The following is an 18,729-nucleotide window of genomic DNA, read 5'->3' on the forward strand; positions in this document are numbered from 1 at the left end:
CGCGCTATCCAATGACATGCAGGGCGTTGGTGTTCACTTTGATGCCGTCCTGACTCAGGTTGAAAGAGGTGTAGCCGATCGAGGCGTTGGCGACCGAAATGCTGATCTGTTTCAACTCCATCAACAGGGCGAAGGCGTTGGAGACTTTGAGACCGGCGAAATTCTCGAATTTGGCACCCGAGTCGGTGGTCACGTCCATGCCCAAAAATGTCTGCTGGTTGGTCACAGTACGGGTTTCATTGCCCACGGTGAGATTGCGATTGCCGCTGACGGTATAGCTTTCCACGTTGGCGCTCAGGGTGCGCATGCCGTTGACCGTTTTGCTTTCGGTGCCGGCGGTGACGGTGCGATTGCCGCTGACGGTGTACTTTTCCGTGGCGCAGGTCAAATCGTTTTGCCCGGTGATGGTGTGTTTCTGGATACCGCCTACCTTCAGTGTCCGGTTGGTGCCCACATTGACGACTTCCTCGGTGTTGACGGTCAGATTGCGCTTGGCCCCCACGTTGACCGTTTGGTTGCCGCCGATCTTCTCCTTGTGGGCACCGGTCACATCGATGGTCTTGTTGCCGCCAATGGTCTCTTTCTGGTTGGCGTCGACTTTCTTCTCGCGGTCGTTTTTCACTCTGAGCGATTCATCGTTGCCGATGGTCTGGTTTTTGTCGTTCTCGACGCCGATGGTCCAATTCTTCTGCGCATGAAGGTAAACTTCTTCTTTGCCTTTTTCATCCTCGAACCGCAATTCATTGGACCCTTCACCGCCCTTGGTGGTGTTGGATTTGAGGGTGCTTTTGCTTTTTTCGTCGGGTAGTGTGTAGGGGGGTGAATTGGTGCCGTGGTAGACGCGGCCGGTGACGATGGGCCGGTCGGGATCGCCTTCGATGAAGTCGACTATCACTTCGTGGCCGATGCGCGGGATGAACATGGCGCCCCATCCCGCGCCCGCCCACGCTTGACTGACGCGGATCCAGCACGAGCTGTTTTCGTCGCGTCCTCCCAAACGGTCCCAGTGGAACTGCACCTTCACGCGACCATGCGCGTCGGTGTAAATTTCTTCATCTGACGGCCCCACCACGATCGCCGTCTGCACTCCGTCCATCACCGGTTTGGCCTTCTTGCGTTCCGGCTGGACGGTCGCCGAAGAGGGTATGGCAAAGAATCGGTTTTCATAACGTGTGGCGCCGCCGGCTCCGGTTTGTTCTTCCAGTACTTGGGGCTGGGCCCCCTCGTGGCGCACCTCGACCAAAAGGTATTCGCTGTTGAAACGATCAATGGTGTGATCGGTCAAGGCGAAGGTGCAGCCGGGGATGAATCGCGGCACCACGCTCGTGCCGTCGGCTTGCGTCTTGGCCATGGTTTCCTGCTGCAGGCGCACCCGGGCGATTTTGCGCCCCTGCTCGGTCGTGGTGTAGGCACCCGGATAGTCGTAGATCTCCCGTGACTCGTTTTCGCTGTCGGTTTGGTCGGCGGTCAGGTCTACGGAGGGCTTTTCAAAATTGAAGTCTTTCAATGTGAGTTTGCCCGGTCGCAGCTGCTGCTGCATTTGGAAGGTCAGCACCGCTTCTTCCTCGGCCACCGTTCCGCTGCCGATGTTCAATGGGACCTGGTCGTTTCCGGCAATGGGCTGATAGTTGACCGGCCCGTCGCCGAAGATCAGCAGATGCTTCTCGTCACTGTGTTCGAAAAAGTAAAAGATGCCCTCCTCGGCAAGCAGGCGGGAAACAAAAGCGAGGTCCGTTTCGCGGTACTGCACGCAATAGGTTCTTTCCGGGTATTGATTCTTCAAGCGAAAGTCGAACAGGTCGGCGGTAATGCCCGACTCTTCCAGTACCTGTTGTACGATGTCCGGTACGGTTTGGTCTTGATAGATGCGACAGTCCTGCGCCAGGCTCAGCAGCCACATCTGGGGCACGATCCGGGCCCGATAGAGCAGGAAGCGGCCGGCAAGGCCAGTGTGCACAAAACGGTTGACGATGCCGTGCAGATAGCGTTCGCCGTCGGCGCTCTCAATGGTCAACACGGCGTTTTGGCCGATGATATCCTCAAATGGCACCTCTTCCTCGCAGGCCAGATTCACATCCGCCTGGAAGGGTGCCGAAACCTTTTCATCAATGGTGAAATCGACGATTTGCCATTCATGCCCCCCTGCTTCGAGGAAGAAGCGGGAGGCATTGGCCGCGCTCGACAGGCTCATGATGGACCTCCGAAAACGACGGTGAAGCCGCCGCTGTCATCCAGCGCAAGGTGCGCGCTGGACGGTAATTCGCCGCTGCTCATGCATGTGAGGATCTCCTGCGAGAGCCGCGGCATGATGGTGCCGCTCATGATGTGATCGATATTGCGGGCACCGGTTTCCACCTCCGTGCAGCGTTCGGCGATCTGGTCGACGAGCGCCGGTGCATAGCTCAGGGCGATGCGATGCGTTGCGTGCAGGCGCCGCACCAGTTTCTCCAGCTTGAGAACGACGATCTCTTTGAGGACATCGGCGGGCAGCAGTTGATAGGGCAGAACCTTCATGCGTGCCAGCAGCGCCGGTTTGAAGTGATTGCTCAACAGCGGGCGCACGGCGGCGCCCAGGCTTTCAAGGGGGGGCGAAGGGGATTCGCTGCACATTTCCGTTATGATATCGGTGCCCAGATTGCTGGTCATGAAGATGACCGTGTTCTTGAAATCGATGGCCCGCCCTTCACCGTCGGCCAACTCCCCCTTGTCGAACACTTGATAGAACAGGTTCATCACCTCGGGGTGGCCTTTTTCCACTTCATCGATCAGCACCACCGAGTAGGGCCTTTGTCGAACGGCTTCGGTCAGTACCCCCCCCTCGCCGTAGCCGACATAACCGGGCGGGGAGCCGATCAAGCGGCTGACGGTGTGCTTTTCTTGAAATTCGCTCATGTTGACGGTGACCATGAAGTGCTCGCCGCCGAACAAGAGGTCGGCCATGGCCAGGCCGGTTTCGGTTTTGCCGACGCCGCTGGGACCGGCCAGTAGAAACACGCCCAATGGCTGGGCGGGATCCTTGATGCCCGCCTTGGCCGCCATGATCACCTGGACGATGGCATCCAGCGCTTCATCTTGGCCCCGGATACGCTCTTTGAGCCGTTGGCCCAGTTGCATGACGGTCCGCGCTTCGTCCCGCATGACCTTGCCCACAGGTATGCCGGTCCAGTCGGCAACCACCTTGGCGACGATATCCGGGTCGACTTCCGCCCGCACCAGGGGGTCGGTGCCCTGCACCGCGCTCAGCCGTTGACCGGCCGCCTCCAATTCCGACCGGATCTCCGCCGTGGCCGTCGCTTCGGCATCGGACAACTGCAGGCGCAAGGCGATCACTTGTTGCACCAGGGCCTGTTCGTTCTGCCAGCGGTTGTTGAGGTCGCTCAACTCCTCCGTCAAGTGCTCCCGTTCGGCCGACAGCAACCCGGCGCGTTCCGGATCGACGGCGAGCCCGTGATCGCGGTCGCGGTCGATGGCCCGGGTTTCGCGGTCCAGGGCCTGAATGCGCCGCTCCCGGTCTTCGATCACATCGGGCTTGGCGGTCAGCATGATTTTGACCCTGGCCGCACTGGTGTCCAGCAGGTCGACGGCCTTGTCCGGCAGTTGTCGCCCCGATATGTAACGATTGGACAGTTCGGCGGCGGCTTCGATGGCATCGTCGCGCACCACGACCTGGTGGGCCGCCTCGTATTTCGCCTTCAGGCCGCGCAGAATCAGCTTGGTGCTCTCTTCAGACGGCTCGTCCAGTTTGACCAACTGAAAACGCCGGGCCAGGGCGGCGTCTTTTTCGAAATATTTTTTATATTCCGACCAGGTGGTGGCCGCCACGGTGCGCAGTTCACCCCTGGCCAAGGCCGGCTTGAGCAGATTGGCGGCATCGCTCATGCCGGCGGAACCGCCGGCGCCGATCAGGGTGTGGGCTTCGTCGATGAACAGAATGATTGGCTTTTCCGATGCCTTGATTTCGTTGATGACCGCCTTGAGCCGGTTTTCGAACTCCCCTTTCATGCCGGCGCCGGCTTGCAAAAGCCCCATATCCAATCCCAGCAACCGGACACCGGTCAGCAGATCGGGGACGTCGCCCTCCACGATGCGCAACGCCAGACCCTCCACGACCGCGGTTTTTCCCACACCGGCCTCGCCGACCACGATGGGGTTGTTTTTGCGGCGCCGGGCCAGGATGTCCACCATCTGGCGGATTTCGCGATCCCGTCCGAAAACCGGGTCGATGTCGCCGCTGGCCGCTTTTTCGGTGAAATCGGTACAATAACGTTGTAAGGCGGTCGCTTCGCCCGGTGGTCCCGTGGTCTCGGCGATTTCGCTTTCGCGCAGCGCTTTTTCCACCGACCCTTTGGTCGCCGCCCAGAAATTGTCCTGCACGGCATCACGGCTTGCCGCCGTCAATAGATCCACATAGCTGCCGTCGGCGAACTGGCGTGGGCGGTTGAGAAAAGCCAGCAAAAGGGCACCGGACCGGACCCTCGCCTCGTCCAGGTCCACGGATGCCACCAGCCAGCCTTCCTGCAGCCATTCCAGCAGCAAGGGTGAAAAAACCGGCTTGGCGGCATTGCCGCTGCGAAATTCTTCCATGCTGCGGTGCAGGGCCTTCTGCACACGGCCCACGTCGACGCCCTGATGCGCGAGCAGCAGACAGATGTCCGAGGCGGGATTTTCCAGTAGCTTCAGAAAGAAGTGTTCCGCCGTCACCTCGTAATGGGTGCGGGAGACGCACAGCCCCGCGGCGCCTTCCAAACCGGAGGTGCAGTAGGGGTTCAAGCGGCGCAGCAAGGATTTGATGTCGACCGTGAGCATGGTTTGCCTCCTGGGCTAGGGATGTTGCATTTCAAAACGGGTGCGCACTTCGCCTAACGATGCTTCGGAAAAAACCCAACTGGCGATCCCCAAGCGGGATCTGCCCGGATCACCGAGGCAAAGGGTTTCGGCCTCACCGGCGGCCAGAACGAGTTCCACTTCGCAGGAAAGCGGTTCGGTGACATACAGCGCCGTCAGGGCTGCCAGCTGCAGGTAGAGCGGGCTGCCCGGCGTGAATTGAAAAAAGAGCGTTTTGGGCAAGGGACCGATTTGTATGCGGAAGCGGCCCATGCGGTCTTCGATGGTGTGGCCCAGATAGCTGTCCATGCCGATCCGGTTGCCGGCCGAGCCGACGCAGAACCTTTGCGAATCCGGAATGGTGGCCCAGCGCGAAATGCAGGGCACGATGCGCAGCGGCACCCTCTGCAGGGCGTCCGTCAGCAATGCGGTCAACCCTGCGGCCGAGCGCGGGTATTGGGTGAACAGCCCGATGTAGCGCAACAACCGGTAGGGCGGGAAAGCCGGATCGGCCTTTTGCCGCTGCGTTTCCGTGCCCAGTCCCAGCAAACAGTAGAGCCGCTCCATGTGGGCCGACTGCTGCGCTTCGGCCACTTGCAGATATTGACGATATTTCAACCATCCCTTGAAAAGCAGATGGTACAGGCGCTGGTGAATGATGTCCAGAAAATCGCGGGAGACCGACTCGTCCTGTGCGGCTTCTTCCAGCAGATCCTCGGTGTAAAAAGTGGGCAGGGGCGAAGCGGTGCCGTACAACCCGAGGAAATTGGCGGTGATGTGGAAGATGGTCCCATCGGTAGGGGATGATTGTTGGGTGATGCTTTCGATGTCGGCGGCCGGAAAAGCGAGGGAAAGGTTCGGCCGGATGCGGATGCGCTCCTCCGCCTGTGCCGCGTCCCGACCGTCTTCCGCGCGCACGGCGCGGCGCAGCAATCGCATCGCCTGGAAAAAGGCGTAGGCCGGTGCGTTGGTCAGCAGGTCGCCGCAAAGCGCGCCCTCGCCGTCGACGGCTAAATCAGTGGATGGTCGCCGATCCGTGCCTTCCATTGGTAGCTTTCTCCCTTGAGGATCTCTTGCATCGACAAGCGGGTGTAGGTGTTGATGGAAGCGTACAGGCCGAAAAAACGGGAGAGGACCGTTCCGAAGAGGAACAGGTCGCCCGGCCCGCTGAAATGGTCCTGGTGCACCTCCATACGGATTTCACGACCGCGCATGACCACGCGGTCAACGAGGCGATCGGAAGCCTCGGCGCGGATGGCCCGGACACCGGAAATTCTTTTCTGGTGGGCCATGAAGGCGGGCCGGTCCCTGTTTTCCTCGAAATTGTAAAGCCCCAGCAGCGCCCTGAAGTTGTCCACATCGGTCAGGGACTGGTAGTTCAGGCAGAGGTGGGACAGCAATTTCCAGTGCAAATTGCTGCCGGGGGTGACCAGCACGGATGCCGTCGGAGGACGCAAGTTGGTGAACGCCACGAATTCGGGCGTGTTGCTGGTCGGGTGACGGATGTCGCCGCGTTGCAAACCTTCGGGCAGTTGACCGTTGGTGCATTGCAGCTGAATGGAAAGCGTTTCCGTCGCCGGCGGCGGCGCGCCGGGCGGGTAGGCCACGGACAGATAGAAATCAGCGGCGTGTCGAACCGGTGATTGGCGCATGCGCAGATGGTAGGTGGGATTGGCTTCGGGATTCGGGGAGAACAGCTCGAAGGGTGCATAGACCCGCTCCTTGGCGGTTCCCTGGACGAAACCGGTCACCCCGGTGACCGAGTGGATCTGAAAGTGCCCTCGCTCGCCGCCGCTGGGCATGACGCGGTATTCGCTTTTGCGGTGATCCAGCCGAATGGGATCCGCGTCGTAGGGGAATATGTTGATGGCCGGGGTGGCGGCCAGCGCAAAATGCTCCCGGCGCACCCGCGGCGGCGGCAGCTTTGAAGGCGTCAGTTCGAACCGGATTTCAAATCGGGTGTCGTCACCGTTCGGTGTCCACTGCTGCCAACCGTGTAAATCGAGAAAAAGGAATTTTTCCGGCAGTAGAAAATATTCCTGGAGGATGCGGTAGCCGGGGAAAGAGTGGGGCGGATATTCGATCAGCACGTCGGCATCGTCAAACCCCACCGGTCGCAGGTCCTCGGCCGGAAGCACGCAGACATGATTGTCTTCCGGCGCCGTCAACACCACGCGCTGCAGGTGACGCCGCAGCAGTAAGTAAATATCCGCTGCTTCCGGAAAGGATCCGGCCAAATGAAAGCGCAACCGCTCGGGCCGCCAATCTTTGAGGGACACCCCTTTCAAGGCCATCTGCAGGCGAATGCGCGGCGGCCGGCCGGGCTGCTCTTCGTAGGCGGCCTGTTCTACGGTCAACGGCTCGACCACCACGTCGCTGCAGGTGCGGAAGGTGCACGCGGTGCCCTCCACCGGCTCGGAGGCCAGGTAGGTGCCCTTGGCTACCGGTATCGCCTGTTTGGGATTGGCCTTGGGCGTGAAAGCAACGATGGTGGCCGCCGGCAACGGTCGCAAGTAGTGCGGCCAGATCAACTGAAACAACTCCTGGACGATTTCAGGAAAATCATCGTCCAGCCGCTGGCGCAGCAGGGCCGTCAGGAAGGCCACCCCTTCCAGCAGCCGTTCGGCATCCGGATCGGTCGACATGCCGCTGAGCATGGGGGCCACGGCCGGGTGCGCCTTGGCGAATTCGGCGCCCAGGTCGCGCAGTTGGGCCAGTTCCTGGTGAAAATAGTGGTCGAACATAATGGCCTACTTCTTTACTTTAATTTGGCCGCCGGTATCCAGCACGCTGTCGAAGGTGACCGGGTCTCGGTGGCCGGCCAACACCAGTTGGGCATTGATCTGAAAATGGACCGTCAGGGCGTCGCCGGCCTGGTCCAGAAATACCACCCGGACCTGGCGCAGTCGCGGCTCGTATTTCTGAATGGTGTCCCGGATGGTGTGTTCTATCACGCGCCGCGATTCGGGATAGCCGCTCATCAAGTCCGTAAAGTCGGGAATGCCGTAATCTTCAGCTATGGGTACATTGCCCTGGCGCGTGTTGAGAATGCGCTGCAAGTGTGATTGGACCGAGCGTATCATTTGCGCGGGATCTTCGGTCACCCGACGACTCGGGTTTCTGGCCGATTCACGGATGCGGTCCAAAAGACGGTGTTCACGCATGGCACGTCCTGCTCTTTATGCGGGCCGAGGTCTACTCAAGCGACCCCGCGCCCGGCATGGTCGACCGGTTTCATGCCAAGCCGCCTTGCAGGCAACGCAACGGCATCGATCCGCCGGACGGTTGCCGGCAAGGCATGCGCGGCACAAAACCAATCGTGTTCAAGTGCTTGCCCTGTTGCATCAGGACCGTGGGGCGCGCCAGTCGTCCGTTCCCTCCGTGCCGGACACGACATGGTTCCAGGTGATCTTGCGATAGGTGAAGGCAACATCTTCCAAATGGGTGAAATGGGCCTGGGCCGGATCCTGACAGTTGGGCATGTAGGTCTTGATATCGACGATGATGGCATCTTCCAGTTCGATGGTGTAATAGTGTTCCTGTTGGCCATCGGCACTGGTGCGATAGAATTTGATGGTGCACTTGGTCAAACGTTCGCCGGAGCACAGAGCGTTGCACAACAGTGGCGACGCCTTGTCGAGCACCTTGGTGATGACCAACGGTTTGTGCACCCGTTGCCCGGTCGGCTGACCGCTTTGCGGATCGCGGGGGATGGTGATGTCATGGGACAGCGCCTGGACCAGAACTTCGTCTTCATGGCCCTCCTGGTAGATGTTGCCCACGCTCTCCTCGGTGAAAGCACCTTGGGTGATCAGTCCCTGGCTGTTGCCTTCGATGGTCAAATAAGCTGGTGTCGGCATCTTCGTTCTCCTTTTTCTTTAAATTTGGTTGGTTTATTCCTTGTCCAGTTTCCCGACAAGCGAAAGGGTGAAAAAAGCACCCATGTACTTGAAGTGGGGGCGGACCTTCATTCCCACCCGGTACCAGCCTGGCTCGCCTTCCACATCTTCCACCGTGATTTGCGCCTGGCGCAGCGGCCGCCGGCTGCGCACCGAGGCGGGGGGGTTTTCCTGGTCGGCCACGTACTGCCGGATCCAGGTGTTCAGTTCCCTGTCCAGATCGGCACGCTCCTTCCAACTGCCGATGTTTTCGCGCTGGATCACCTTCAAGTAGTGGGCCAGGCGGTTGGCCACGTACATGTACGGCAGCTGGGTGCCCAGTTTGTAGTTCAGTTCGGCGTTCTTGCCCTCTTCGCTGATACCGAAGTTTTTGGGCTTTTGCACCGAGTTGGCGGAAAAAAAGCAGGCATTGTCACTGCCTTTGCGCATGGTCAGGGCGATGAAGCCTTCTTCGGCCAATTCAAATTCACGTCGTTCGGAGATCAGGACTTCAGTGGGGATCTTGGTCTGGACGGCGCCCATGGCCTCGAATTGGTGCAAGGGCAGATCTTCCACCGTGCCGCCGCCCATGGGTCCGATGATGTTGGTGCACCAGCGGTACTTGGCGAAACTATCGGTCAGGCGGGTGGCGAAAGCAAAGGCCGCGTTGCCCCACAGATAGTGGTCGTGGGTGGCCGACACATTCTCTTCATAGTTGAAGGTTTTGACCGGCTGGGTGTCCTGGCCGTAAGGCAGCCGCAAAAGGAAACGGGGCACGGTCAGGGCGACATAGCGGGCATCCTCCGTTTCGCGAAAAGATTGCCACTTGGTGTATTGGGGCCCCTCGAAAACCGCGTGCAGATCTTTCAGATTGGGCAGCTCGTTGAAGCTGTCCACGCCGAAGAATTGCGGCCCGGCGGCGGCCACGAAGGGCGCGTGGGCCATGGCCGAAACCGCGGCCACATACTGGAGCAGTTTAATGTCCTGCGGCCCGGGACCGAATTCGTAATTGGCGATGATGTTGCCGTAGGGCTGACCGCCGAATTGGCCATATTCCGCGGTATAGACCGTTTTGTAAAGACCGGCCTTGCTCACTTCGGGGGCATCCTCGAAATCTTCCAACAGCTCTTGTTTGCCGGCGTTCAGGATTTCGATGCGGATGTTCTCACGGAAATCGGTTTTGTCGACAAGGTATTTGAGCGACCGCCAGGCCGACTCCAGCCGTTGCACCTCGGGATTGTGAAGAATCGCATCCAGCTGTCGGCTGAGCTTGCCGTCGATTTCGGCGATGAACTCATCGATCAAAGCGTTGGAAACCTTGTCCACCGTGCGGCCCGGGACCACCAATTGGGCCAGCAATGCTTCCACGCCGCGTTTGGCCACGCCGTAGCCTTCGTCGGCGGGTTTGAGCCGGGTTGCGGTGACGATGTCATCCAGTAAAGAGGTTTCTGCGGCCTCGGGGGGCGCAGCTTGTTCCATTTCACGTTCTTCGGCCATGCTTACCACCTCCCTGATTTATTCTTTGTCCAGATTCAATTCCTTGAGCAATTTTTCGCGCGTCGCCGCATCGGTGACGATCTCCTGGATCTTTTTGCGAAACTCCGGCCGGTTGCTCATGGGGCCTTTCAATGAGGATAGCGCTTCGCGCAACTCGAGCAATTTGTTCAGTTCGGGCGTGCGCCGGGCGATGCTTTCGGGAGAAAAATCGCTGATCGATTCAAAACTGAGCGAAACCGCCATCTCTTTGTCCGGTTCATCCGAAAGCTTGTCCGGCGCGGTGATGTCGATTTTGAGGTTCTGTGCCCGCATCACGTCATTGAAGTTGTCCTTGTCGATCCGGGTGGGTTCGCGCTCTTCGATCATGCGGTCATCCGCCTGGAGGGTGAAATCGCCGACCACCAGCAGCTTCAGCGGCAGCTCCACCTCTTCCTTGGCATCCCCGGTGGCGGGTCGGTAGACGATATTGACTCTTTCCTTGGGGGCGACGGTTCCTTCCTTGGCCATGGCTTGACTCCCTTGTCTGGGGTTTGGGGTTTATCTGAATCGGGTCGCGTTAGCCCTTCTTGCAGCCGAAGGCCTTCAGGACCGGTCGGCGCGAAGGGCCGCAACCGGATCGAGCGCGGCCACGCGGTGGCGCATCTCCCCGGCGCGCGATTTGTGTTCATTGCCGCTTTGAGCGTCGAAGGCCTGCCCGGCCAGCGACAGCACCTCCACCGCCAACGCCGGCTCCCAACGCGCCAAATCAAAACGCTGCATTTCGGTAAGCGTGTACTCCACGTGCGGCACTGCCGCCGGCGCCTTGCGATGTTCCAACAACAACCGGATGATGGCCAAGCGCCAGCGCAATGCGTTGCGGCGGCCCGGGCTTTGCTGCATTTTCTGCTGCAGCAGGCCGACGGCTTCGACCAGCTGCTTCTTGCGAGCCATGGACCGGGCAGCGTCCACCGTCTCGGCCAACGGGTCGTCCGCCGTGGCCGGTCCGGCGGTCCCCCCCTGGCCCGCGGGTTGTGCGTCGCATCCGATTTGAGCAAGCCATTGGCGCGTCGGGTCATCCGCAAAAGGCATACCATCGGAAAAGCACAATGCCGCCAGGGTCGGCAATCGACGCAAAAGCGCCGCGGTTTCGTGGCAAACGGCGTCATGGGCCGCCTGATGTGCATTTCCCAGATCTTGCAGCGTTTCCGCCGTGTAGCGGTGGAGGTCCAGCCAGAAGATGTGCTGGGACACCTTTTGTTCCAATTGGGGCAGCAGTGCCGCGGCATTACCCGCACTGCGCAGCTCTTCCAACTGTTGCAGGACTTGGGGCGCCGGCGGTGCAATGGCGGTGTTGCCGTCCTTGTTGACCGGCGGTGCCGCCATCACCCTCGCCCAGCCCGCAATGCGGCGGTAACGGTAGGCCAATGGGTCGGCGGTGTCATGCTCGAGCAGCGCCAGGCTGATCCGCCGCAAGCGCTGCATGACGCCATCGGCGGCTTTGCGCGCCTCGGCGCTGCTGGAAAGGTTTTCGGAGGCTCCTTCCTCGGTCTTGGTTGGTGCGGTGGCCCTCGGCGCGGGGATCGGCGGTGTCGCGGCGGCCGTTGCCGGCGGATCCTGAGATTGTGCCGGGATTGCCGGGGTTTCGGCGGCGGCCGGCGGCGGTGTCGCGGCTTCCTGCACGTCGCTGATCGGGAACGTCTCGATCCGACGTTGCAGTTGGCGCAATATGGGCGCGTCGGGCATTTTGTCGGCCAACAGGCTGTCGATGGCGTGGAGGTTTTCCAACATTCGGGCCGGCATCTCCGCCGGCAACGGAGCGGGCGCAGGCAACCGCGAAAGGGCGTTTTCCGTTTTTTCAAGCCACCAGTCGATGGCGCCCGCGCGGCCACGCATCCGTTTTTTGGGGGGGTGGAGGGTGTCCCAAAAGTTTTCCAGCAGCGCCTTGAGCAGGGCCAGCCCTTGATCCAACCCTTCGCACTGACGGGTCGTCACCAGGGCGACACAAAGGTAAACGGCCGCATTGAGATCCTTGGCTTTGGATTGAAGGATCGCAGTGGCCAGGTCGATGACCCGGGACCAGTCCACCTGGCCGGAGGCGGTCGGCGATCCCAGCTTGTCGATTTCCGCCTGCAGCGCCTCGAAATCGGGATCATAACGCACGTCCGCGCCACCGGGGGTTGCTTCGGAGATGGGGGTTGTTCCAATTGCACTCAAATCCATGAATCAGCTTTCCTTCGTGTCTGCGTGCATGCGCCACAAGCGTATGAAGTCGGCGGTGGCCAACGCATGTCGGAAAATCACCAGGTGCGCCCGCTCCAAGGGCCCGCCGATAAAAACCGCCCGCGGCACCTCGGGGCAACACCGGTCCAACTGCGTGTGCCAGGCAACGACTTTTGCGAGCGGGTCGACGGCCAGGTCGTCGTCCAGGGCGATGAAGGCGCGACCATCGCTTTGCAGGGCGTTTTGGCAATCGGCCAAGCGTTCGGCGGCGATGGGGGCGCTCGGCGGCGCTGCGACGGTGTTTTCATCGGCGGCCGGCCTGCCCAAGCGCGCCACCGCGTCGCCGAAGTCTCTCAGGTTGTCGAACCGTCGTGCGGCGGTCTGTTCCACCTCTTCCCACAAAGGGTCGAGTTGCACCGCCAGAAGGGGCCATCGCCTCTGCCAATGGGCCAAGGGGCCGCTTCCCGCTATCATCAAGGGGTGGGGGCGCCCCAGGCGATCACTGCTGTCTTTGACCACGCCGCAGATCAAATGGTCCGCCTGCCCGCCTTGCAGCCAAAAGCGCCACAAGTGGTAACGGGAAACCATGGACTGCGGCCTTCCGGCCAGCGCGTCATAACCTTTGGTCATCCAATCGGCCACGACTTCCAATATCGGCGTCCCGCCGCGCAGGTGAATGAAATCCGGCGCTACAGGATGCTTGCCGGCGGCATGCCATTGCCAGCTGCGGCGGGTTCGGTTCAGTCCCAACATGTGGCGATTCGTCCGGGAGGCCGGCCCGGGGCACCGGCCAGCAATTGGATCACGGGACCGTGTCCTTGGAGCTGATAGCGCACCCGGATGAACTCGATGCCCGATCTTTTCAAGCTCGCCTCGTGTTCGGGAAACGCATTGGCTTGAAAGGTGCGTTGCCCGGTTTTGAAATCGTTCAGGAATTGGGCGAAGGCGTAACGGCCGGTGTATGTTTTGACCAGTGTCGTGTCCCCCACGAAAATGCGCAACCGCACTTCGCCGCAATCCCCAGCGGACCAGTTGAACTGCTTGGCGACGGGAAAGTTGAGGTTTTCCATGCGCGTCGTGCCCGCGGCGCACTGCATCTCCAGGACCGTCGCGTGGGGTTGCACCCGGGCCTCGGGGTTGGTGCCCGTGGGCAATCCTTTGATTTGGACCGTGTACTGGCTGCGCACCGGTCGGGCCGCTTGCGCGCCCTTGCTCAGATAGGCAAGAAATGCCGGCTCGAAGGCGAGTTCCATGTCCAAGGCGCGGGTGGCGTGATACCCCTTTGCCAGGCTACGGGTGATGAAAGGCGCCGCCGGTTGACTGAGAAAGCGGGTGGCCAAGCCATCGGGGCCCATCAACACCTGCCCCGGGTCGCGGTCGGCGCTGACATCCTGCAGCTCGAGCAACACCTGGTTTTCCCACAATGTTTGCAACCGACAGGCCGCCTCTTGGGTCACATAACGCTGCATGAAAAGGATGTTACCTGCCAACAGATGCCAAAAAGGGGCTTCGTTCCGGTCATCCTGCTCGGCCATGATGATTTTCAGATTCGACAGGGCGCGGTGGGCCGTCAAGAAAGGCACATCACCCGTTGCGGGGTCCTGCTGGAAGAGGGCCGTTGCCATGTCGAAGGCCACGTTGCGTGAATCGGCGGCCTGCACCATTGCCTCCAGGGCCTTCTGATACTCCAGGTAAACCTGAGCGGCCTGCAGTTGGGCTTCGGCTTCCATCGGTGCGCGGACACGCACCCCCAACGCGCGTTCCGCTTTTCTCATCCGGGAGGTGACTTGGCGCGTCGCTTTGCGAAACAGTCCCGATTGTTGCGGGTCCACGACATCGCCTTTTTGCGACTCTTTGACGACCTCCTGCCAGTCGAAGGCCAGGCCGGCCCAGGCGGGGATGGCCGTTTCCTGTTCATAAACCTGGAACGCTTCGCTGATGCGCTGAATCAGGGCATAGTAGGGCCCTTGCCGGGTGGGAAGTCGCCGGGCCACATCCTGCCAGCGGCGCTTCTCTTGGATGAGATCGGGGGCGCCGCTGAAGTCCTTGACGAAACTTTCCCAGGCGGCGAAGTATTGATTGCGGTACCATTCGGCGAAGTTCTGCTTGGGCGCGGCCAACAGCAACGGCTCCAACAATGCGGATTCGATTTCGTCGATGGCCGTCTCGATCCGGTTCTTGCCGATCGGGGTATAGGCCGCCGAAATGGTGGCCGGCGCCGGTGCGTCCTTGGCAAGCGGACCCCAGAAGTCCGCCATGCCGATCGGCGATGCATCGGGATCGTCGGCGGCCCATACGACCAGCCAGTTGAGATCGGCCTCCGGTTGGCTGAGCAGGTGCTTCAACCAGGTGTGCAGCCGGCGCATTTCATCATTGAGCCGATCTTTGTCCTGTGTCCAGTTCAAGCTGTACAAGTACTGGGTGCCGATCCGCGTCTGGATTTCGGTGATGGCTTCGGCATCCTGCAGCAGTGCCGGACCATATCGCGGTTGGGGCAAGCCGGCCAATTGCGCCGGCTCGGCCCCGTCCAGGCAGGCTTTGATCAGGTTGATGCGCCGGGCAAGGTGCATCACATGGGTACCGAGATCCAACGCCGCCGTCTGCGGCCCGAAGTGGGTCATGCGATCGGCCATCCGTTGATCGAAAGGCCCCAGGAATTCCTTGTGAAACAAATCGACAAACCGCTGCTTGAGGGCGCCTTCGACCTTGAGGCTCTCCGTCATTCCCAACCGGGGGATCCACCAGTTGCGGTTGCCGCTTTCCACCTCCTGCACGGCATCGCGGAAGCGATCCAAGGTGATGGTGTCGGCGAGAATACGCCCCTGCATTGCGGCCGGACGGTCGAATTCCCGCCGGACATCGGCCAGGGTGTTGAGGTTTTTGACAAAGGCGTAGCTCAACAACCCGCAGGCCGCTACCGCCACCGCCACCCAGGCCGCCAGTCCCAGGTGCCGGGTCAACATGCGCCACTGCAGCAAATGTTGGGTGGGTCGGAACAGGTGCCGGTCCGTGGGCAGGATTTTGGCGAAAAAGTCGTGCAGAAAGAGCCCCTTGTTGGTGCCGGGCAGCACGTCACGGGTGTGAATCAGGCCCAAGGCCTCCAGAAAATGGGAGAAGGGCGTGCCTTCCTGCCGGCCGGAGCTGAAAAAGATCCCTCGCAGCAGCGGGGTTTCCTGGTAGGGGTTTTGCTGAAAGGCGCCCTGCACGAAGGCGGTCAAGGGGAGGCGCAGCTTGTCGAGCTCTTCCGGAAAAAGCAACAGGTCCGCGCTCGGCGACCCCTTGGGGGTTTTGTGCAGCATCAACAGCCGCAATTGACGGAGGCGTTCACCCACCCGACGGAAGGTCGTATCCGTCAGGGCGGCGGCATCCGTTTCCAGGGATTGGTTGATGTGGCCCATGGCCTGCTGCAGCGCCGGCTCGGGCAACTGGTCGCAAAAAGTGGTCGCTCCCTGCACCAGGTCGCACTTGGTGACCAGGATGTAGACCGGCGAACGGGCGCCCAGCACCCGGGTCAGCTCTTCAATGCGTTGCCGGATGACGCGGCCCTCCGCCGTCAGCGCGTCCGTGTCGGCCCGGGCCAGGCGGTCCGCCGCCACGGTCACCACCAGACCGTTGAGGGGTTCTTTTTTGCGAAATTTGGCCAGGAGGGTTAAAAAGGTCTGCCACTCCTCCTTGTCCTGATCCTCGTCGACAGGCATTGCATAGCGGCCGGCGGTATCGATCAGGACGGCCTGTTCGGAAAACCACCAGTCGCAATTACGGGTACCGGAAATGCCCGAAGTGCGACTCATTTCGGCGAAGGGGGATGAAAGGCGGGCGCTTTGGATGGCCGTGGTTTTGCCGGATCCGCTTTCGCCGATGACCATGTACCAGGGCAGCACATAGAGCGGATTGCCGTGCTTGCGCAAATGAGAGTGCCGCAAGGCGTTGATGGCTTCCTTCCAACGGGCTTGCAGTTCGCGCGCCTGCTGTTGCTCCGCCGGCGCCATGTTGGCTTGCCGCGCATCGTCCCGGGCGATGATTTGGTGCACGAAGCGCTGCTCCCGTCGCCGCAGCCAGATTTTGCGCAGCAAGACCGCCGCCAGCAGCAGGCCCGCCATCCCCAGGGCCACAAACAGGCTCACCCACCAGGGCCAACCGACCCAGAGCACCAGGGCGAGGATCAGCAGCAGCGCCAGTACCGCCAAGGTGAATACCAGAAAAATTTTGATCAGCCATCCCGCAATGGATTTCATCTACTACACCGTACCCATGAGATTGTTGCCGATGTTATTAAGAATGAAACTGTAGATGAGGTACAAAACGCCGAACAGCACCAGCGGCGCCGCCGCGCAGATCATGGCGAATGCGGGCCAGCGCCTTTTCTCTTGCAATGATGGCACGCCGTCGCCCTCATCGCGAGAGTAGGCATCGGGAAAAAGGGTTTGATCCTTCCAGTCCGGAATGCCCACGGCGCGACCGGTCAGCAGTTTGAGGTTCGAGGTGCGCAGCTGTTCCAACATGAAATCGTCGCCTTCATTGCAATATTGGCCACTGAAGCCCAGTGCCAGGCAAAGGTAGTAGACTTCGCGCACCTGCTGCTGATGGGGGCCGATGCCATTGAGGCGTTCGAAAAAGAGCTCCCCTGCATCGGCGGTTTGAAAGTGCACCCGCTGCAGTTGCTCGCGTTGCCACTGCTGCCGGCCTTCCCATGAAGATGCGAGCAGGGTTTCATCCACCCAGGCGAAGACGGCGAAACGCGCCAGGTCGCGATCCTCCTGCGAAAAGTCGCCTTGCGCCAAACAGGTTTCGCTTTGGTCGATCAGCCGCTGCATGGTGTTGCGGACCTGTTCGTAGGCAAGGGATGATGCCCCGTCGCCGCGAGCCACGGCCAAGGTGTAGGCGATGATTTCAACGAAGCATGCGGACAAGTCCATGGGGCTAACTCCTTCTTACGGCCATCAGTTCGATACTCAAATCCTCCGGCGCTGCGTCCCAGTAAAGGGCCAGGTTTTTCACCTTTTGCACCTGCGGCCATTGATCGTCGTGGTGGTCGATCTGAAAATAGAGCGCCCGGCTGCGGCGGGGCAGTTCCGAAGGCGGCGTCGCCAGGTGGGTCAAACCGATGCCCGACAAGGAACGGGCGATCAGAATGGGCAACGACTCCCGGCAGCCCAGTTTGGCGATGCCCGTAAGGGCGGGTAGTACGCCTTTGGGGTCGGCCTCGGTCTCCACCACAAGGTAGAAACGGTTGCGCCCTTCGAAAATGTTGGCCGGCAGTTCGGTGCCGAAATAGGTGCCGTCGAACCGCATGGGCAGCACAAATTCAGGCCCGGCAGTGATTTGGTCGAGCAGGAGGGTGATCAATGACAGGGCGGCCGCAAAGCAGGGCCCGAGTTGTTGATGATCGTAGCCGGGCAGCATCTGCTCGCCCGCGTTCGATTGGCCGGTGTACGAGATGTCCGCGGTGAAGGTGGAAAGCTCGCCCACCAGTTGGCGCAGCAGCCCGTAGATTTGCCATGGGTGACCGTGCCGTGCGGCGGTGCAGTGTTCCAGCAGGGCGGCATAACGGTTCAGGGAACGCAAGGCCAGCAGGTACACCATGTCGCGGGCGCCGAATTCGGCGGAGTGGAGCCCGCGATCCCGCTTGTACGCTTCCAGTTGGCGTGCCCGTGCACCGATTTGGTCCCGTATTTCGGTGATGGTGTTGTATAGGTTTTTGTCGGCGTCGATGGATAGACAGGGCGGCAGATAGGCATCGGACAAGCGCACCCGGTCCTGGTCGCGCTCCAAGCGACCGATGGGAATCAAATCGTAATCCCCCAACCGATCCTTTTCCGTTTCCCAGAACACCTTCAGCACGCAGGTGAGCCGCTGGACTTCGGCCGCCGGTCCGTCCCGGTGCAGATCGGGCACGGCATCCGCCGCGGCAGGGGTCGCCCAGCGCGTCAAGACCTCCGTTGCATCCCCGATGTCATTTACGATCGTCACGTTGTTGCCGCCGGGGTTCCATTTGCGCAGACCCAGGTAGACGCCGAACTGTTGACTGCCGGCTTCCCAGTCGGCCTCGAAGGAGCGGGGCATGACCACGCCGTTGCCGGGAATCTCCACATAGGTCATGTCGGAAAACAGGAACTTGCCTTCCGTCAGGTGAAAACTGCGGTTGTCCAGGGCGGCGGTTTGTACCCGGTAATGTCCGACGCCCCAAAAATGGGGTTGCAGAAATTGTTTGAGCGGCAGGCTCAGGGCTTCCTGGTACCGGCTGCTCAGTTGAAGGTGCTGGGGCTGTAAAAACAACCCTTGATGCCAAAAGAGTGCGCGTTCCATCATGAGGTGTGCTTTCGCTGCCGAT

At 60.8% G+C, this 18,729-nt stretch carries 13 protein-coding genes; all 13 read right to left on the reverse strand.

From position 1 onward, the window contains the following. Nucleotides 1–4 precede the first annotated feature (4 nt). The 13 genes from MRX98_RS14480 to tssK all read right to left on the reverse strand — a co-directional run bounded on the left by MRX98_RS14480 (nt 5) and on the right by tssK (nt 18,707). Nucleotides 5–2,191 (reverse strand): type VI secretion system Vgr family protein, encoded by a 2,187-nt coding sequence (locus tag MRX98_RS14480; RefSeq protein ID WP_246910962.1) that lies wholly within the window; start codon nt 2,189–2,191, stop codon nt 5–7. Further along, entirely contained in the window at nt 2,188–4,806 is a 2,619-nt protein-coding gene (gene tssH, locus MRX98_RS14485; RefSeq protein WP_246910971.1) for a type VI secretion system ATPase TssH, read from the reverse strand. Before tssH ends, MRX98_RS14480 begins: the two co-directional genes overlap by 4 nt. 15 nt (nt 4,807–4,821) lie before the next feature. Further along, on the reverse strand, nt 4,822–5,871 hold the full coding sequence (gene tssG / locus MRX98_RS14490; protein ID WP_246910974.1) for a type VI secretion system baseplate subunit TssG: 1,050 nt from the start codon (nt 5,869–5,871) through the stop codon (nt 4,822–4,824). Then, nucleotides 5,835–7,568: a type VI secretion system baseplate subunit TssF gene (gene tssF, locus MRX98_RS14495; RefSeq protein ID WP_246910976.1), complete on the reverse strand. Its 1,734-nt coding sequence runs from the start codon at nt 7,566–7,568 to the stop codon at nt 5,835–5,837. The genes tssG and tssF overlap by 37 nt, the downstream gene beginning before the upstream one ends. Nucleotides 7,569–7,574: 6 nt before the next feature. Continuing rightward, on the reverse strand, nt 7,575–7,988 hold the full coding sequence (gene tssE / locus MRX98_RS14500) for a type VI secretion system baseplate subunit TssE (RefSeq protein WP_246910978.1): 414 nt from the start codon (nt 7,986–7,988) through the stop codon (nt 7,575–7,577). 180 nt (nt 7,989–8,168) lie between these two features. After that, nucleotides 8,169–8,684, reverse strand: coding sequence for an Hcp family type VI secretion system effector (locus MRX98_RS14505; RefSeq protein ID WP_246910980.1), 516 nt, complete (start codon nt 8,682–8,684; stop codon nt 8,169–8,171). 33 nt (nt 8,685–8,717) lie between these two features. Further along, a complete protein-coding gene (gene tssC / locus MRX98_RS14510) occupies nt 8,718–10,199 on the reverse strand; it encodes a type VI secretion system contractile sheath large subunit (RefSeq protein ID WP_246910983.1) in 1,482 nt (493 codons plus the stop codon). Nucleotides 10,200–10,217: 18 nt separating this feature from the next. Beyond that, nucleotides 10,218–10,706, reverse strand: coding sequence for a type VI secretion system contractile sheath small subunit (gene tssB, locus MRX98_RS14515; protein ID WP_246910991.1), 489 nt, complete (start codon nt 10,704–10,706; stop codon nt 10,218–10,220). Nucleotides 10,707–10,781: 75 nt separating this feature from the next. Then, nucleotides 10,782–12,398, reverse strand: coding sequence for a type VI secretion system protein TssA (tssA, locus tag MRX98_RS14520; RefSeq protein ID WP_246911001.1), 1,617 nt, complete (start codon nt 12,396–12,398; stop codon nt 10,782–10,784). 3 nt (nt 12,399–12,401) lie between these two features. Next, a complete protein-coding gene (gene tagF / locus MRX98_RS14525; RefSeq protein ID WP_246911006.1) occupies nt 12,402–13,151 on the reverse strand; it encodes a type VI secretion system-associated protein TagF in 750 nt (249 codons plus the stop codon). After that, entirely contained in the window at nt 13,139–16,633 is a 3,495-nt protein-coding gene (locus tag MRX98_RS14530) for a type VI secretion protein IcmF/TssM N-terminal domain-containing protein (RefSeq protein WP_246911011.1), read from the reverse strand. The genes tagF and MRX98_RS14530 overlap by 13 nt, the downstream gene beginning before the upstream one ends. Before the next feature lie 3 nt (nt 16,634–16,636). Then, nucleotides 16,637–17,314 carry a DotU family type IV/VI secretion system protein gene (locus MRX98_RS14535; RefSeq protein ID WP_246911021.1) on the reverse strand — a complete coding sequence of 226 codons (678 nt, stop codon included), beginning with the start codon at nt 17,312–17,314 and terminating at the stop codon, nt 16,637–16,639. 4 nt (nt 17,315–17,318) lie between these two features. Further along, nucleotides 17,319–18,707 (reverse strand): type VI secretion system baseplate subunit TssK, encoded by a 1,389-nt coding sequence (tssK, locus tag MRX98_RS14540; RefSeq protein ID WP_246911028.1) that lies wholly within the window; start codon nt 18,705–18,707, stop codon nt 17,319–17,321. Between the last annotated feature and the right edge of the window lie 22 nt (nt 18,708–18,729).

Origin of the sequence: Desulfatitalea alkaliphila (genome assembly GCF_022968795.1) — a bacterium.
Taxonomy (GTDB): Bacteria; Desulfobacterota; Desulfobacteria; order Desulfobacterales; family Desulfosarcinaceae; genus Desulfatitalea; species Desulfatitalea alkaliphila.

Coding starts and splice junctions, on each gene's coding strand:
- MRX98_RS14480 (WP_246910962.1), bottom strand. CDS start 2,191: ATGAGCCTGTCGAGCGCGGCCAATGCCTCCCGCTTCTTCCTCGAAGCA.
- tssH (WP_246910971.1), bottom strand. CDS start 4,806: ATGCTCACGGTCGACATCAAATCCTTGCTGCGCCGCTTGAACCCCTAC.
- tssG (WP_246910974.1), bottom strand. CDS start 5,871: ATGGAAGGCACGGATCGGCGACCATCCACTGATTTAGCCGTCGACGGC.
- tssF (WP_246910976.1), bottom strand. CDS start 7,568: ATGTTCGACCACTATTTTCACCAGGAACTGGCCCAACTGCGCGACCTG.
- tssE (WP_246910978.1), bottom strand. CDS start 7,988: ATGCGTGAACACCGTCTTTTGGACCGCATCCGTGAATCGGCCAGAAAC.
- MRX98_RS14505 (WP_246910980.1), bottom strand. CDS start 8,684: ATGCCGACACCAGCTTATTTGACCATCGAAGGCAACAGCCAGGGACTG.
- tssC (WP_246910983.1), bottom strand. CDS start 10,199: ATGGCCGAAGAACGTGAAATGGAACAAGCTGCGCCCCCCGAGGCCGCA.
- tssB (WP_246910991.1), bottom strand. CDS start 10,706: ATGGCCAAGGAAGGAACCGTCGCCCCCAAGGAAAGAGTCAATATCGTC.
- tssA (WP_246911001.1), bottom strand. CDS start 12,398: ATGGATTTGAGTGCAATTGGAACAACCCCCATCTCCGAAGCAACCCCC.
- tagF (WP_246911006.1), bottom strand. CDS start 13,151: ATGTTGGGACTGAACCGAACCCGCCGCAGCTGGCAATGGCATGCCGCC.
- MRX98_RS14530 (WP_246911011.1), bottom strand. CDS start 16,633: ATGAAATCCATTGCGGGATGGCTGATCAAAATTTTTCTGGTATTCACC.
- MRX98_RS14535 (WP_246911021.1), bottom strand. CDS start 17,314: ATGGACTTGTCCGCATGCTTCGTTGAAATCATCGCCTACACCTTGGCC.
- tssK (WP_246911028.1), bottom strand. CDS start 18,707: ATGATGGAACGCGCACTCTTTTGGCATCAAGGGTTGTTTTTACAGCCC.